Annotated in this window: 15 protein-coding genes; 7 read left to right on the top strand and 8 right to left on the bottom strand. The window is 74.9% G+C overall.

The window, feature by feature from the left end; translation table 11 throughout:
* Nucleotides 1–11: 11 nt before the first annotated feature.
* Entirely contained in the window at nt 12–704 is a 693-nt protein-coding gene (locus STTU_RS08755) for a hypothetical protein (RefSeq protein WP_007821892.1), read from the top strand.
* A gap of 170 nt (nt 705–874) precedes the next feature.
* Entirely contained in the window at nt 875–2,170 is a 1,296-nt protein-coding gene (locus STTU_RS08750; protein WP_043254608.1) for a hypothetical protein, read from the top strand.
* Between the two features lie 43 nt (nt 2,171–2,213).
* Here the strand turns inward: STTU_RS08750 and glgX are convergent, their stop codons facing one another.
* The gene (gene glgX, locus STTU_RS08745; protein ID WP_007821888.1) at nt 2,214–4,526 is read right to left on the bottom strand and encodes a glycogen debranching protein GlgX; all 2,313 of its coding nucleotides are present in this window, start codon (nt 4,524–4,526) and stop codon (nt 2,214–2,216) included.
* Between the two features lie 358 nt (nt 4,527–4,884).
* On the opposite strand from glgX, the gene STTU_RS08740 reads away from it, so the two are divergent.
* From STTU_RS08740 to STTU_RS08725, 4 genes are all read left to right on the top strand, one after another.
* On the top strand, nt 4,885–6,138 hold the full coding sequence (locus STTU_RS08740) for a L,D-transpeptidase (protein WP_007821887.1): 1,254 nt from the start codon (nt 4,885–4,887) through the stop codon (nt 6,136–6,138).
* Nucleotides 6,139–6,316: 178 nt separating this feature from the next.
* On the top strand, nt 6,317–7,084 hold the full coding sequence (locus STTU_RS08735; RefSeq protein ID WP_043254606.1) for an enoyl-CoA hydratase/isomerase family protein: 768 nt from the start codon (nt 6,317–6,319) through the stop codon (nt 7,082–7,084).
* Nucleotides 7,085–7,294: 210 nt separating this feature from the next.
* Nucleotides 7,295–7,897, top strand: a complete 603-nt coding sequence (locus STTU_RS08730; protein ID WP_007821885.1) for an ATP-binding protein — start codon at nt 7,295–7,297, stop codon at nt 7,895–7,897.
* A 73-nt stretch (nt 7,898–7,970) separates the two neighbouring features.
* Complete coding sequence (locus STTU_RS08725) at nt 7,971–8,798, top strand: polysaccharide deacetylase family protein (protein ID WP_007821883.1); 828 nt, start codon at nt 7,971–7,973, stop codon at nt 8,796–8,798.
* Between the two features lie 27 nt (nt 8,799–8,825).
* On the opposite strand, the gene STTU_RS08720 is transcribed toward STTU_RS08725, so the two are convergent.
* Nucleotides 8,826–9,467: a hypothetical protein gene (locus tag STTU_RS08720; RefSeq protein WP_007821882.1), complete on the bottom strand. Its 642-nt coding sequence runs from the start codon at nt 9,465–9,467 to the stop codon at nt 8,826–8,828.
* 104 nt (nt 9,468–9,571) lie between these two features.
* Here STTU_RS08720 and STTU_RS08715 point away from each other — a divergent pair, with 104 nt between their 5' ends.
* Nucleotides 9,572–9,787: an EF-hand domain-containing protein gene (locus STTU_RS08715; RefSeq protein ID WP_010270056.1), complete on the top strand. Its 216-nt coding sequence runs from the start codon at nt 9,572–9,574 to the stop codon at nt 9,785–9,787.
* A 56-nt stretch (nt 9,788–9,843) separates the two neighbouring features.
* On the opposite strand, the gene STTU_RS08710 is transcribed toward STTU_RS08715, so the two are convergent.
* From STTU_RS08710 to STTU_RS08685, 6 genes are all read right to left on the bottom strand, one after another.
* Nucleotides 9,844–10,689, bottom strand: a complete 846-nt coding sequence (locus STTU_RS08710; RefSeq protein ID WP_007821880.1) for an ABC transporter ATP-binding protein — start codon at nt 10,687–10,689, stop codon at nt 9,844–9,846.
* A gap of 125 nt (nt 10,690–10,814) precedes the next feature.
* On the bottom strand, nt 10,815–11,852 hold the full coding sequence (locus tag STTU_RS08705; protein ID WP_007821879.1) for an iron-containing redox enzyme family protein: 1,038 nt from the start codon (nt 11,850–11,852) through the stop codon (nt 10,815–10,817).
* A gap of 160 nt (nt 11,853–12,012) precedes the next feature.
* Entirely contained in the window at nt 12,013–13,104 is a 1,092-nt protein-coding gene (locus tag STTU_RS08700) for an ATP-binding SpoIIE family protein phosphatase (RefSeq protein WP_043254603.1), read from the bottom strand.
* Nucleotides 13,092–13,514, bottom strand: a complete 423-nt coding sequence (locus STTU_RS08695) for an anti-sigma regulatory factor (protein ID WP_043254600.1) — start codon at nt 13,512–13,514, stop codon at nt 13,092–13,094. The genes STTU_RS08700 and STTU_RS08695 overlap by 13 nt, the downstream gene beginning before the upstream one ends.
* Nucleotides 13,511–13,888, bottom strand: coding sequence for an STAS domain-containing protein (locus tag STTU_RS08690; RefSeq protein ID WP_009068791.1), 378 nt, complete (start codon nt 13,886–13,888; stop codon nt 13,511–13,513). Before STTU_RS08690 ends, STTU_RS08695 begins: the two co-directional genes overlap by 4 nt.
* Nucleotides 13,885–14,754: an STAS domain-containing protein gene (locus STTU_RS08685; protein WP_007821875.1), complete on the bottom strand. Its 870-nt coding sequence runs from the start codon at nt 14,752–14,754 to the stop codon at nt 13,885–13,887. Before STTU_RS08685 ends, STTU_RS08690 begins: the two co-directional genes overlap by 4 nt.
* Nucleotides 14,755–14,880: the final 126 nt, after the last annotated feature.

Raw genomic sequence — 14,880 nt, 5'->3', positions numbered from 1 at the left:
GGGGGCATGCCATGGCAGGGGAGAGCGAGACCAGGACCGGGGAGAGCCCGGCCCTCACCCCGATCGACTGGGCGGCGGCGGCACGCTCCCGGTCCCGGGCCCGTCGGCGCCGGGTGTGGACCGCGCTCGGGATCGCCGCCGTCCTCGTCGCGGGCGGCGTCACGGCGGGGGTCCTCCTCAGCGACCGGCAGTCCCCGTCCGGCGCGTACGAGGCCCGGGTACCGGCCTCCTTCGGGCACTACCGGCTCGCGAAGAAGGACGAGACGCTGTGGCCGGCCGGGGAGCGGCGCGAGGTCGGGCGCGGTCCGCTCGACGCGCGCGTGAGCTACGTGCCGGAGGAGGGCGGCGGCGACCCGTACCTCGTGAGCGTCGTGCTCGCCGAGAAGGGCGACGACCTCGCCGAGGCGGCCGGGGAGACGGACATCCTCTCCACGCTCCTCGGTGTCGAGGTCCGCCCGGAGGAGGCGAAGACGTTCCCGGCGGGCCGCAACGGCGGCCTGCTGCGCTGCGCGCGGATCACGGTCGCGTTCGAGCCCGTCACGCGCTGCGGCTGGACCTCGTCCCACGCGGCGGCCCTCATCCAGCCCGTGACCCCGGTCGGTCACCGGCCCACGCCCGCCGCGGCGGCGGAGGGCGCCCGCGCCTTCCTCGACGCCTTCGAGGTGTACGACACGGGGGACCACCACCGCGTGACGTCCCGCTGACGCACCGCACCCCCCGCCCCTCCCGGCCCCCCGCCGCTTCCCCCGCCCCGTAGGATTCACCCCCAGGACACCCCCGCGCCCCGTACCGGCGACGCGCGGGAACCCGGGTGGTACGTCCCCGGCGGGGTCCCGGACAGGCGGAATCACGGAGCGGAGCGGAGGCGGCGGCCATGCGGCGTGTGGTGCGGATGGCCGGGAGCGGGCTCGTGCTCGCCGGGCTGCTCGGCGGGGTGAGCGCGTGCGGAAGCCCCTTCGGCGGCGAACACGCCGTGTTCGGGAAGCCGCTCGGCAAGCAGCTCCAGGCCGCCTCGCGGGCGAGTCAGGAAGGGCTCACCGCGCGCTTCACCTCACGCCTCGACTACGGCGGGACGGGCACGAAGGCCACCGACGTCGTCGCGGGCACGCTCGACTGGGACCAGGACGTCGCCCGCGCCGAGCGCACCGTCCACGTCCCCGAACCGCTCGCCGAGTCCGACGCGAGCGCCATCGGCGGACGTGAGGGGCGCCGCGACGTGCGGCAGACGTACGCCGTGCGCGGCCACGGCAGCGTGTACGTCGCCGCGGACGGCGCGAAGGGCCGCACCTGGGTGCGCTTCACACCCGCCGAGCGCGAGAAGCGCGGCCTCAACGGCGACAGCGACCTCAACCGCCTCAACGGCGCGGTCCTGCCCTACGGCGGCACCCTCGCCGAGGTCCTGCCCCACGCGAAGCCCGGCAAGGAGCCCGCGCACCTCCCGGGGGGTGGCCGCCGCTACACCGCGACGGTGTCCGCCGCGCACGCCGCCGACGTCCTGCCCGCCGCGCTCGCCCGGCCCCTGCGCCAGGCCGAACACCTCGGCCACGCCAAGGGCTTCACCGTCACCGTCACGACCGACGGCAAGGGCCGCGTCGTCAGGATGACCGCCGACCTCGCCGCCCAGCTCGACGAGCTGCACACCCAGGGCCTCCTGAGCGACGTCACGACGCTCCGCTCCGAGCTGCGCCTGAGCCGCTACGGGCGCTGGCAGCGCGAGGACTTCCCCGGCGCGCACCGCCTCGTGACCTCCACCGAGACCGTCCGCACGGCACGCGGCTTCCGGCCCGGCCAGTGCGCGGACACCCAACTGCTCGGCCTCGGCAGCCGCGCCCTCTTCCCCGTCGACTGCGCGGACCCGCACGACCTGTGGAAGTTCCCGAGCGGCACCTACGAGCGCACCCTCGGCACCCTCGACGGGCTCGACACCCTCCCGCTCGCCGCCTGCCGCGCGGGACTCGCCGACGCCCACCCGGTCAACGGCGCCCCGGACCCGAAGACGCTCACCGTCACCCGCGACGGCCTGCGCTACGCCGTCATGGAGAAGAACGGCACGGACAAGAACCCGGACTGGCGCGGGACGCCGCCCACGAAGCTCCCGAAGAACACGGAGCTGCGCGTCGAGGGCGACGCCTCGTGCCTCGTCACGACCGCGTACGAGCCGCTGTCGTAGCCGCGCCGTCGCGTGAAGCAAAACGGCGTCCGGCGCCGCGCCGTCAAGGGCGATCGCCCTCCCGCACCCGCAGCACCACCACCGACCGCCCCTCCACCCGCACCGTCGCCCCCGCCGCGTGCACCGTCCCCGGCGCCTCCTCCTGGTCCTCCGCCGCCGTGTCCACGACGACCTCGTACGACGCCGCCCACGGCGGCCCCGGCAGCGTGAGGCCGACCGGCTCGGGGCCGGCGTGGAGGAACAGCAGGAAGCTGTCGTCCACGACCGGCGCGCCTCCCGCGTCCCGGGCGGGCAGGTCGCGGCCCGAGAGGTACATGCCGAGGCTGCGGCCCGGCGCGTACCAGTCGTCCTCGGTCAGCTCCTCGCCGCGCGCCGTGAACCACGCGACGTCGCGCCGCCCGTCGGCGAAGAGGGCGCGGCCCGTGAAGAAGGACCGCCTGCGCAGCACCGGGTGCGCGCGGCGCAGCGCGACGAGCCGCGCGACGAGCGCGCACTGCGCGCGCCACTCCGGCGCGTCGAGCAGCGACCAGTCGAGCCAGCCGATCCCGTTGTCCTGGCAGTACGCGTTGTTGTTGCCGCCCTGGGTGCGGCCCAGTTCGTCCCCGGCGACGAGCATCGGCACGCCGGTGGACAGGAGCAGCGTCGTGAGGTGGTTGCGGAGCTGCCGCCGCCGCAGCGCGCGGATGCCCGCGTCCTCCGTCTCGCCCTCCGCGCCGTGGTTCCAGGAGCGGTTGTCGCCGGTGCCGTCCCTGTTGCCCTCGCCGTTCGCCTCGTTGTGCTTGTGGTCGTAGGTGACGAGGTCGCGCAGCGTGAAGCCGTCGTGCGCGGTGACGAAGTTGACGCTCGCCTGCGGACTGCGCCCGCTCCACGCGTACAGGTCGCTCGACCCCGACAGGCGGTAGCCGAGGTCGCGCACGTCGGGCAGCGCGCCGCGCCAGAAGTCCCGCGCCGCGTCCCTGAAGCGGTCGTTCCACTCCGCCCACAGCGGCGGGAAGGCGCCCACCTGGTAGCCGCCGGAGCCCACGTCCCACGGCTCCGCGATGAGCTTGACACGGCGCAGGACCGGGTCCTGGGCGATCACGGCGAGGAACGGCGCGAGCATGTCGAAGCGCTGCTCCTCGCCGTCCCGTCCGGCGCGCGCGAGCGCCGCCGCGAGGTCGAAGCGGAAGCCGTCCACGCCCATCTCGCCGACCCAGTACCGCAGCGAGTCCGTGAGCAGCCGCAGGACCTGCGGCTGGACGACGTTCAGGGTGTTCCCGCACCCGGTGAAGTCGCGGTAGCGGCGCGCGTCCTGCTGGAGCCGGTAGTAGCCCCGGTTGTCGATGCCGCGCAGCGAGAGCATCGGGCCGCGCTCGTCGGCCTCGGCGGTGTGGTTGTAGACGACGTCGAGGATGACCTCGATGCCCGCCGCGTGCAGCGCGCGCACCATGTCGCGGAACTCGCCGACCTGTTCGCCGCGCGTCCCGCGCGAGGCGTACGCGGCGTGCGGCGCGAAGTAGCCGATCGAGTTGTACCCCCAGTAGTTCGTGAGCCCGCGCCGCAACAAGTGGTCCTCGTGCGCGAACTGGTGCACGGGCAGCAGTTCGACGGCGGTCACGCCGAGTCGCTTGAGGTGCGCGAGCGCCGCCGGGTGGGCGAGGCCCGCGTACGTGCCGCGCAGGTGCTCCGGGATGCCGGGGTGCCGCATCGTGAAGCCCTTGACGTGCACCTCGTAGAGCACCGTGTCCGCCCACGGCGTCTTCGGGCGGCGGTCGTCGATCCACTCGGCGGCCGGGGACTCGTCGTGCACGACGACGCCCTTGGGGACGTACGGCGCCGAGTCGCGGTCGTCGCGCACGGTGTCGGCGACGTGCTGCTCGGGCCAGTCGCGCACGTGCCCGTAGACCTCGGCCGGGAGCCTGAAGTCGCCGTCCACGGCGCGCGCGTACGGGTCGAGGAGGAGCTTCGCCGGGTTCCACCTGGCCCCCGTCCACGGGTCCCAGCGGCCGTGCACCCGGTAGCCGTACCGCGTGCCGGGTGCGACGCCCGGCACGAAGCCGTGCCAGATCTGGTCCGAGCACTCGGCGAGGCGCACGCGCCGCTCGTTGCCCTCCTCGTCGAACACGCACACCTCGACGGCCTCGGCGCCGCCCGCCCACAGCGCGAAGTTCGTACCCGTGCGGCCTTCGGGGCCCCGGTGCCAGCGCGCGCCGAGCGGCGTCGGGGCGCCGGGCCAGGCGACGTCGCGGGCGAGGGCCGCGGGGCGCGCGGGGCGCGGGGGCGGGCCGTGCCCGGTGCCCGCGGTCGTCGGCGGCCGCCCCGGGTCCGTACCCGGCTGCCGCCTCCCGGTCTCCTCCTGCTCGGCTGCGCTCGTCACCTTCCGGCCTCCTGGCGGCTCCGGGGACGCGGACGCCGCGCGGCGCCCGGGGCACGTGGTGCGTGGTGTGCCCGCGGTGCGGCGTGCGGCTCCCGGCCGTGGCTCGGCGGCTTTCGTCCCACCCCTGTTCTTCCCCTCGCGAGGGCTTCGCTCACGTTTCGCCCGCGCGGGGCGGGGCGTTCACCCGGGGCCCCGGGACGCCCGAGGGGAAGAGCGCAGGTGGGGGCGGGAGTTGGAACGCAACGGTGACAAACGCGGGGGTCTCGCGTGTGCGGGTGTGTGGTTATCTGACTGTGCGGATCGAACGCGGGGGCGGCGCTCAGGCGGTTCCCGTGCGTATGCGAGGGGAGACACAGGAGTGAGCGGGCGACCGACGGCGTACGCGGGTGCGGGGTGGCTGCGGGGGAGCGGTGGCGGGGCGCGGGCCCTGCCCGCGCTGCTGCTCGGCGTGCTCCTGCTGCTCGTGACGGCGTGCAGCGGGGGCGGCGACGGCGGCGGTACGGGGACGGACGGCAAGGACGGGGGGAAGGTCAGGCCGAGCCCGACCCTCTCGCAGGCCGTCGTGACCGTCGCGCCGAAGGACGGCGCGAAGGACGTGGACACGAGCGGGGTCCTGAAGATCAGCGCGAGCAAGGGGAAGCTCACGGAGGTCCGGGTCGCCGACACGAAGGGCACCGAGGTCGCGGGGGACATCGTCCGGGGCGGCACTGCCTGGCAGCCCGAGCTGCACCTCGCCGCTTCGACCACGTACAAGGTGCACGCGGTCGCGAAGGACGCGCACGGCCGCGCGTCGGCGAAGGACACGACGTTCACGACGCTCGTCCCGAAGAACACCTTCATCGGCCGCTTCACGCCGGAGGACGGCTCGAAGGTCGGCGTCGGCATGCCCGTCTCGCTCAACTTCTCGCGCGGCATCACCGACCCGAAGGCCGTCGAGCGCGGCATCAAGGTCACGGCCGAGCCGGACGTCGAGATCCGCCACAAGTGGTACGGCAACGACCGCCTCGACTTCCGCCCGGAGAAGTACTGGGCGCCGGGCACCAAGGTGACGCTCACACTCGCGCTCGACGGCGTCGAGGGCCGTCCGGGTGTCTACGGCGAGCAGGCCAAGACGGTGCGCTTCACGATCGGCCGCAGCCAGGTCTCCTACGTCGACGCGCGGGCGCACACGATGCGCGTGACCCGCGACGGCAAGACGCTCAAGACCATCCCGATCACCGCCGGCGCCCCCAACAGCACGACGTACAACGGGCAGATGGTCATCAGCGAGAAGTACCCGGTGACCCGCATGAACGGCGACACGGTCGGCTACGGCGGCGAGTACGACATCCCCGACGTCCCGCACGCCATGCGCCTGTCCACCTCGGGCACCTTCGTGCACGGCAACTACTGGGCGGGGCCCGGGGTCTTCGGCAACCAGAACGCGAGCCACGGCTGCGTCGGCCTGCGCGACGCGCGCGGCGGCGGCGACTCCTCGACGCCCGCCTCGTGGTTCTACAACAGCTCGCTCATCGGCGACGTCGTCGTCGTCTCGCACTCCGACGACAAGCAGATCCAGTGGTGGAACGGCCTCAACGGCTGGAACCTGCCCTGGGGCGAGTGGCAGAGCTGACGGGCCTTCGGCCGGTACGGGGACGGGGCGGCGCCTTCGCGGGCGGCGCCCCGTTCCCGTACCGGCCGCCGTCCCCGTACCGGCCGCCCGCCCCGTCCTCCGTGCCCCTCCCTCAGCGCCCCGCCCCTGTGGCAAAGCGCACGTCCGCGGCCGTGACCTGGGCACATAAGGTGCAGGCATGACTGTGCTCTTCGACGTCGACGAAAGTGTCGCCACCCTCACGCTCGACCGGCCCCCCATGAACGCGCTCAACGTCGCCGTGCAGGACCGGCTGCACGAACTCGCGGACGAGATCACCCGCAGGGACGACGTGCGGGCCGTCGTGATCCGCGGCAGCGAGAAGGTCTTCGCGGCCGGGGCCGACATCAAGGAGATGCGCGACATGAGCCACAAGGACATGGTCCTGCGCTCGCGCGCCCTCCAGGAGGCGTTCACCGCCGTCGCGCGCATCCCGAAGCCCGTCGTCGCCGCTGTCACCGGCTACGCGCTCGGCGGCGGCTGCGAACTCGCGCTGTGCGCCGACCACCGCGTCGCCGCCGAGAACGCGAAGCTCGGGCAGCCGGAGATCCTCCTCGGCCTCATCCCCGGCGCCGGCGGCACGCAGCGCCTCGCGCGCCTCGTCGGCCCCTCGCGCGCCAAGGACCTGATCTTCACGGGGCGCCAGGTGCGCGCGGACGAGGCGCTGCGCATCGGCCTCGTGGACCAGGTCGTCCCCGCCGAGGAGGTCTTCGCCGCCGCGCACGCGTGGGCCGCGCGGCTCGCCAAGGGTCCGGCGCTCGCGCTGCGCGCCGCCAAGGAGGCCGTGGACAGCGGCCTGGAGACGGACATCGACACCGGCCTCGCGCTCGAACGCACCTGGTTCGCGGGGCTGTTCGCGACCGAGGACCGCGAGACCGGGATGCGCAGCTTCGTCGAGGACGGGCCGGGCAAGGCACACTTCGGCTGAGCGGACCCCTGCGCGTGCGCGGCCCCGTGCCCCCGCCGCCGCCCTCGCCGTCCCCGGGCGCGCGGGGGCGTGCGCACCCCGCGTGCGACGTCTTATGTCCGCCTTAAGTGAACCTTAAGAAACGGTGCGCACCCGGGGTGTGATCACTCGTCCGCACAGCGTCATCACCCCCGGTGACACCCGCCGGAGCTTTCCTTTTGCCCTTGGCATATGCCGGACGTGGTCTTCACGAGCCTCCTGGCGTCCCGTCATATTCCGCCGGAACGCGCCCGCGTACGGCTGAGGACCGCCATCATGGGGGGCATGGCGGGGCTGGAGGGCACAGAGCACACGCGGCGGGCCGAGCAGGGCGGGCCCGCGGCACGGTGGACGCCGGGCGCGAAGGACGAACGCGCCCTGGCGGCCTTGGACGCGCACGGGAACCCGGCGGAGTCGGAGATCCGTGTCGAGGCGACCCCTGAGTCGGGGGGTGAGTTGCGCCGCCTCGCCGCGCTCGTCGTCACCGAGGAGTGGCGGTTGTCCCCGGCACTTGCGGAGACGACCGCGCTCCTCGTGTCGGAGCTGCTGGGCAATGCGGTGCGGCACGCGGGCGCGCGTTCCTTCGGGCTGCGCATGACGCGTCGGCCGGGCCGCATCCGCGTCGAGTTCCGCGACCCCTCGCGGGCCCTGCCCTGCGTCATGCCCTCCTTCGGGATGGCGGTCACGAGCGGGTACGGGCTCGCACTCGTCGAGCGGCTCAGCGAGCGGTGGGGCGTGGACCTGCTGCCCGTCGGCAAGAAGACGTGGTTCGAGCTGCGCGTGACGGACCGCTGAGGTACCTCGCCCGCGCGGGTGGGCGTGTCGTGTCGCTCCCGTCCCCCTTGTCTTCGGCGGATTGAATGCCGATATGACTGATCCGAGTCGTCGTGTCCTGCTGCGCGCGGGCGCCGCGCTCTCCGCCCTCCCACTGGCCCCCGCGCTGCTCGGCGGCTGCTCGGCACCCGCCTCCCTCCCCGACGCGCGGACGGATACGGGGCCCGGGGCCGCCCCGGACCCGGTGGCGGCCCAGCCGCTCGCGGTCACCCCGGCCCGCCGCGCCCCCCTGCGCATCCCCGGCGCGCCCGTCCAGCTCACCCACGGGCCGGGCACGGACGGACGGCTCGCGCTCACCTTCAACGCCGAGCCCGGCGCGGACCCCGCCGTCGCCGCGCGCACCCTCGACCTGCTGCGGGGGCGCGGACTGCGCGTCACCGTCCTCGCCGTCGGCACCTGGCTCGCCGCCGAACCCGCCCTCGCCCGCCGCCTGCTCGACGAGGGCCACGAACTCGGCAACCACACCGAGCACCACAAGGACCTGAGCCTGCTCACCGAGCCCGCCGTCCGCGCCGAGATCGAGCAGTGCGCCCACCGCCTCTTCCGCCTCGGCGGCGGCATCGGCCCCTGGCTGCGCTCCCCGCGCCACCGCGAGTCCGACCCCCGCGTCATCCGCGCCGCACAGCGCGCCGGGTACCCGCACCTCCTCGCCTACGACACCGACCCCGCCGACTGGCGCGACCCGTCCCCCGCCACGATCCGCGCCCGCGTGCTGCGCACCGTCGGCCCCGGCGGCATCGTCACCCTCCACCTCGGCCGCCCCCACACCCTCCAGGCGCTCCCCGCCCTCCTCACGGCGCTGTCCCGCAGAAACCTGCGCCCGGTCCCGGCGAGCGAACTCTTCCTGCCACGCGGCACCTGAGCCACCACCACCCGGCACCACGCGGCCTCACTCCGGGGCCCGCCACAGCAGCGCCTCGGCCCCCACCGCGCGGTACCCCGCCGCCTGGAAGGCCCGCACGCTGCGCGCGTTCCCCGGCGCCTGCTGCGCCCACACCGCCGCGCCGGGCACGAGGTGACGCGCCGCCAGCGCGAGGGCCCGTCCCCGTCCCCGTGCCCCCGCCCCCGCCGTCTCGATCGCCGTCTCCCAGCGCCCGCCCGGCCCCCGGCCGAGGAGCACCACGTCCCCCTCGGCCGTCTCCCAGACCCGGACCTCCGTGCGCCGCCGCAGCGCCCTGGCCACGCGCGGATGGCCGTGCGGCGCGCTCTCGCGCAGCTCGAGCGGGGGCGGGCCGGGAAGCGCGGGCGCGACCGTCAGGAGGTCCACCGTGTCCATCCGCCGCCCGGTCCGCTCCAGGAGCGCCGCGAGGAAGGACGGGTGCAGACTCGCGGCGAGCGGGTCGGAGCCCGTGCGCGCGAGCCGTTCCCACACCCATCCCTCGTCCGCGTCGGCGAAGACGAAGGACCGCGCCGTCAGCGCGAGCACCCCCGCCTCGCGCTCCCCGGCCAGCGGCCACACCGTCGTCGTCCCGTCGGGCGCGGGAAAACGCCCCCGCGCCAGGTCCGCGAAGAGCGCGCCCAGGTCCGTCACGGTCCGTACTCCTTCCGCCCGTCGTGGTCTCGCCCTCCTCGCGCCGGGGCGGGCCGGATACCCTGACCGCCGTACAGAAGCACCGAGAAGGGGTGGACGGGCCGATGGCCGACATCGAAGAGGCACGCAAAACGTTCCAGCAGTTCGACGCCGACGGGGACGGCTTCATCACCGCCGACGAGTACAAGTCGGCCATGGCCCGCATGGGCGACTTCTACGTCACCGCGTCCGTCGCCGAGGCCATCATCGCCTCGAAGGACGCCAACGGCGACAAGCTCCTCTCCTTCGAGGAGTTCTGGGCGGGCGTCCACAAGGGCTGACCCGCGCGAGGGGGCGGCCCGCACCCACGGACCGCCCCCACGTACCGCCCCCGCCCTCAGACCTCCACGGCGCGCGCCCGCCCCGCCGTGCGCACGCTCCACCTGCCGCCGTGCCGTTCGAGCCGCAGCGGGTGCCCGAAGCACTCCGACGCGGACTCGCTCGTCAGCACCTCGTCCACGGGCCCGCTCCCGAGCACCTTCCCGCCGCGCAGCAGCAGCGCGTGCGTCGTGCCCGGCGGCAGCTCCTCCAAATGGTGCGTCACGAGGACGGAGGCGAGCGCGGGCCGCCCGGCGGTCAGCGCCTCGATGCTCTCGATGAGCTGCTCGCGGCCCGCGACGTCGAGTCCCGTCGCCGGCTCGTCGAGCAGCAGCAGCCGGGGCTCCGGCATGAGCGAGCGCGCGATGAGCGCCCGCCCTCGCTCGCCCTGCGAGAGCGTCGGCCACGTCGCCCCGGCGCGGTGCCCGAGCCCGAGCGTCGCGATGAGCCGCTCGGCGCGCTCGCGCTGCTCCGCGTCCGGCTGCCAGCGCGGCAGCGGCTCGACGCTGTTCGTCAGCCCGGTCAGCACCACGTCGCGCACCTTCAGCGCGCTGCGCAGCGGGTGCCGAGGATTGACGTGCCCCACGTACGTCCGCAGCTCCCGCAGGTCCACGCGCCCGAGCCGCCGCCCGAGCACCTCGACCTGCCCGCGCGTCGGGTGGCCGAGCGCCCCGAGCAGGCTCAGGAGCGTCGTCTTGCCCGCGCCGTTGGCGCCGAGCAGCGCCCAGTGCTCGCCCTCGCGGACGGTGAGGGAGACCCGGTCCAGGAGGAGCGCGCCCTCGCGGACGAGCTCCACCTCCTCGGCGTGCAGGACCGCCGTCGTCCGGTCCTCGTCTTCTGCTTCGCGTACGGGAGTGGTGGTCATAATGCGCCGAAAGGTACGCCCGCGTGCCCGCACCGCGTCCCGCCCGTTCACGATGCGGACGCGACCACGGCGGTACGGGGCAGGGGCGCCGCAAGGCACGACACCGCCCCGGCCCCTCACCCCCCTCAGTTCTCCGCGACCGCCACCGGCAGCCGCAGCGCCGACTCGTCCGCGCCCCACGCCGTGAGCGCGTGCGCGGCGAGGCGGTCCTCCAGGAGGCTCGTCGCCTCGATGCCGAGGACCACGTCCGCCTCCAGGCCGGGCTCCACGAGCAGCAGCTGGGCGAGCACCTCCGAGCGCAGCACCTGCTCCTCGGCCGCGCCCGCCTCGGCCCGCGCCTCCAGGTAGCGCCGCGCCTCCTCCGGCGCGTCCGTCCGCTCCAGCGCCGCGGCCACGCGCCCCGCCGCGCGCGGCAGCAGGACGCCCCACGCCGCCGCGTGCCCCACGAGCGCGCCGCGCAGCGCCCCGTGCAGGCCGAAGAGCGCGCCCAGGTTGGCGAGCGCGAGGGACGCGGCGGGCACCGCGTCCACGTACCTGCCGGGCGCCGGGTCGAGGCCGAGCGCGCGCAGGTGCTCCTCGGCGAGCGCCGCGTGGCCGCGCGCCGGCTGCCCGTGCCCGGCGCGCGCGTGCAGGACGGAGAGGAACCCGGCCCGGGGGCGCGCGGGCAGCCGGGGCAGCGCCCAGGCGGGGCCGTCGTCCTCGAAGGCGCGCGCGGGCGCCCGCAGCACCGCGTACTCGCGGATCTGCCAGGGCTTCCCGTCCCGCTCCAGCGCGCCGCTCACACTCGTCGGATCGCCGCCCTCGGGCTGCACGAGCAGGTCCGCGAAGGCCGCCGAGACGTCCTCGGCGCCGCGCGTCAGGCCGCGCAGCGCCTCCAGGAAGCGCCGCTCCAGGGGGCGGCGCAGGCCCAGCAGCAGCGGCTCCCACTCGGCGGTGGGCGGGAGTCCCGCCCAGCCGCCGCGCTGGAGCCCGTACAGAACGAAGAGGGCGAGTTGCAGGTCCTCGCCGAGCGGGTCCACACGCGCCGCCTGCGGCCCCCACGGCGGCGCGTCGCGCCCCGCGCGCAGCGCCGTGAGCAGGTGCGAAGAAAGATCACCACGCGCCTCGGGAAGCTCCGGCGGCTCCCACCGCGCCCCGCTGACTTCACCCGTCGCCGTCATCATGCCCCCCAGCCTGCTGCCCCCGAGCGCCCCCCACCACTCGGGCGGTCCGCACGCGGCACACAAGGACAGCCCCTCCGGCGTTTGAGGAGCGGGGCCCGGGGCGGAGCCCCGCGAGGTCCACACGTCGAAACGCGAGGCCCCCGCCCCCACGCCCCCCCCGTCAGGGAACCCGCACCACGACCACACCCCCATCGTCCCGACGAACCGCCGCCTGGTTGAAGATCTGCCCCGCCACGGTCAGCGGCGCCAGGGCGAACAGCCCCGGGAAGTCGTTCGGCTCCCACCGCGACGTCAGCCCGTCCGAGTGCAGCACCAGCGTCCCGTCCACGCCCGCCATGACCTCCTCGAACACCCGCAGCCGCGGCAACTGGTGCCCCACGATCCCGGGCGCCGAGCCCAGCGAGCGCCGCCGCCCCTCGCCGATCACGTACGCGCTGATGTTCCCCGCACCGCAGAACCGCACGCGCCGCGTCGCGAGGTCGAGCCGCGCGATCCCCACCGCCGCGCCGCGCCCGCCCCGCAGCGCCCCGTGGAGCAGGCGCAGCACTTCGTCGGGCTCCTCCGCCGTACTGCCGAGGAACGCCTCCACGGCGAGTTCCCCGGCGCGCGACGCGAGCGGCCCGTGCCCGAGCCCGTCGCACATCATCACGAGGACCGAGCCCGGCCCGTCGTCCGCCGCCGCCACCGGCCGCGCCGCCCACGCGTCCCCGCACACGGTCTCGCCGCTGATCGGCCGCGTCAGCCCCGCGACGAGCGGTTCGGGCCGGTGCGGCCCCCGCTCGCGGTCCGGCCAGAACCGCGCCGTGAGCACGGTCCCGCGGCCGGGCAGCGAGTGGATGCCGAAGCTGTCGGCGAGCCGCGCGATCGTGCCGAGGCCCACGCCGAGCGTCCCCGCCGACGAGGCCCCGTCGCGCAGCGAGTACGCGACGTCGGAGATGCCGGGCCCGCTGTCGAGCGCGAGGAATTCGAGCGCGGCCTCGTCGGGGGTGCGTACGAGGCGCAGCAGCAGCGAACCGTCCCCCGCGTGCCGCTGGAGGTTCGTCGCCGCCTCGGTCACCGCGAGCGCGACCTCCGAGGTGCGCCGCGTCCCGAAACCCAGCCGGTGGCACAACTGCGCCGCCGCGCTGCGCGCCGCCGCGGGCAGCGCGACGTCCACGCGCAGCCACGCGACGTCCTCGGCGCGCGGCATGTCGTACGCGTCGACCTGCCGCCCGTGCCGCCCCTGCCCGTACGTCCCCTCTAGCGCGCCCACTTCGTCACCGTCACCGTCGTCCCTTCGCCCAGCGAGGTGTCGAGGGTGAAGTCGTCGACGAGCCGGCGCGAGCCGCTGAGCCCGAGCCCCATGCCGTCCCCCGAGGTCCAGCCGTCGGTGAGGGCGAGATCCGGTTCCGGGATACCCGGCCCGTCGTCACGGAACACGAGCCGCACCCCTTCGTGCCCGGCCGCGCTGACCCGGCTCGCGAGCAGCTCGCCGCCGCCCGCGTGGACGAGCGTGTTGCGCGCGAGTTCGCTCGCCGCGGTCACCAGTTTCGTCTGCTCCACCAGGGAGAGCCCGCTCTCCTGGGCGAGGGTGCGCACCAGCTGGCGGGCCTTGACCACGTCGTTGTTGGTGGCGATGGTCATCGTCTGCGTCGGCGCGGGCGCCGGCTGGGGACTCGTCATCCGCGTTCCGGACCTGTCCGTCCCGCCCGGCGCAGCACCCGCAGCCCCTGCTCCAGGTCGAGCGCGGTGCGTACGCCGCCGAGCGAGAGCCCCAGCTCCACGAGCGTCATCGCGACGGCGGGCCGCATCCCGACGACGACCGTCTCCGCGTCGAGGACGCGCGAGACGGCGGCCGTCGTGGCGAGCATCCGCCCCACGAAGGAGTCGACGATCTCCAGCGCCGAGATGTCGATGACGACGCCGCGCGCCCCCGTCCGCACGATCTCCTCCGAGAGGTCCTCCTGGAGATCGAGGACGCTCTGGTCGTCCAGTTCGACCTGGATCGGTACGAGGAGCGTCCCGCCGATCCGCAGGATCGGGACGCGTTCGCTCACAGCAGGCCCCCGGGCACGATCGAGCCGTCCGCCTGGTCCGCCTCGCGGTCCGCCCTGATCCGGCGCAGGGCGTGCGCGAGGGCGTCGGCGAGCGAGGACTTCGTGACGATGTCGCCGAACTCGATGCCGAGCCCGACGATGGTCTGCGCGATCTGCGGCCTGATCCCGGAGATCGTGCACTCGGCGCCCATGAGCCGCGCCGCCACGACCGTCTTCAGGAGGTGCTGGGCGACCTGGGTGTCCACGGCCGAGACCCCGGTGATGTCGATGATCGCCTGGGTCGAGTTGTGGTCGATGAGCGCCTGGAGCAGCTTCTCCATGACGACCTGGGTACGGGCCGAGTCGAGCGTCCCGACGAGCGGCACCGCGATCACGCCGTCCCACACTTTCACGACCGGCGTGGACAGTTCGAGCAGTTGCTCGGCCTGCGCCGTGATGATCGCCTCGCGCGTCGTGGCGTGCGCCTCGACGGTGAAGAGCCCGAGACCGTCCACGAGCCGCGAGAAGTCGAGGAACACGGCCAGGTCGGCGCGCGAGCCGGACAGCTCCGGCTGCAGGATCTCCTTGAAGAGGAAGACGCCGAGCGCCGTCTCGGTCGGGGTGAAACCCTGCCTGGCCCGGTTGCGCGACAGCTCCACGAGCAGCCCGCGCACCTCCGTGTACTGCTCCGCGCGGTGGTCGAGCGAGCCCCCGCGCAGCGCCCCGAGCACGGCCGCGTACAGTTCGCGGATTTCCTGTCCCACCTCGGGCGCGCTCACCCGGCCCTGCAGCGCGGGCAGCGCCAGCTCCACCCACTCCGTGGTGAGCCGCTCCTGCTCGGCGGCCAGTAGCTCCGCCAGCCTCTCCACGCTCCCGGCAGTGGCCATCGGCTCGCTTCCTCCTCGGCGTCACGGGTACGGGGACCATGCCCCCGGCTGAGTCACCGACCCTACGCCGACCCGCCGCGACGGCGGGAAAAACCCTGATCATTGTCGTGCGACAAATATCGCATG

The sequence above is a fragment of the Streptomyces sp. Tu6071 genome (assembly GCF_000213055.1).
Lineage (GTDB): Bacteria > Actinomycetota > Actinomycetes > Streptomycetales > Streptomycetaceae > Streptomyces > Streptomyces evansiae.
The sequence above is the reverse complement of the archived record's forward strand: the minus strand, read 5'-3'. Positions and strand labels throughout refer to the sequence as shown.

What these genes read in the sequence shown, in the direction of transcription:
- STTU_RS08750 (WP_043254608.1), top strand. Translation starts at nt 875, where the DNA reads ATGCGGCGTGTGGTGCGGATGGCCGGGAGCGGGCTCGTGCTCGCCGGG.
- STTU_RS08710 (WP_007821880.1), bottom strand. Translation starts at nt 10,689, where the DNA reads ATGACCACCACTCCCGTACGCGAAGCAGAAGACGAGGACCGGACGACG.
- STTU_RS08755 (WP_007821892.1), top strand. Translation starts at nt 12, where the DNA reads ATGGCAGGGGAGAGCGAGACCAGGACCGGGGAGAGCCCGGCCCTCACC.
- STTU_RS08685 (WP_007821875.1), bottom strand. Translation starts at nt 14,754, where the DNA reads ATGGCCACTGCCGGGAGCGTGGAGAGGCTGGCGGAGCTACTGGCCGCC.
- STTU_RS08730 (WP_007821885.1), top strand. Translation starts at nt 7,295, where the DNA reads ATGCCGGACGTGGTCTTCACGAGCCTCCTGGCGTCCCGTCATATTCCG.
- STTU_RS08735 (WP_043254606.1), top strand. Translation starts at nt 6,317, where the DNA reads ATGACTGTGCTCTTCGACGTCGACGAAAGTGTCGCCACCCTCACGCTC.
- STTU_RS08705 (WP_007821879.1), bottom strand. Translation starts at nt 11,852, where the DNA reads ATGATGACGGCGACGGGTGAAGTCAGCGGGGCGCGGTGGGAGCCGCCG.
- STTU_RS08715 (WP_010270056.1), top strand. Translation starts at nt 9,572, where the DNA reads ATGGCCGACATCGAAGAGGCACGCAAAACGTTCCAGCAGTTCGACGCC.
- STTU_RS08695 (WP_043254600.1), bottom strand. Translation starts at nt 13,514, where the DNA reads ATGACGAGTCCCCAGCCGGCGCCCGCGCCGACGCAGACGATGACCATC.
- STTU_RS08725 (WP_007821883.1), top strand. Translation starts at nt 7,971, where the DNA reads ATGACTGATCCGAGTCGTCGTGTCCTGCTGCGCGCGGGCGCCGCGCTC.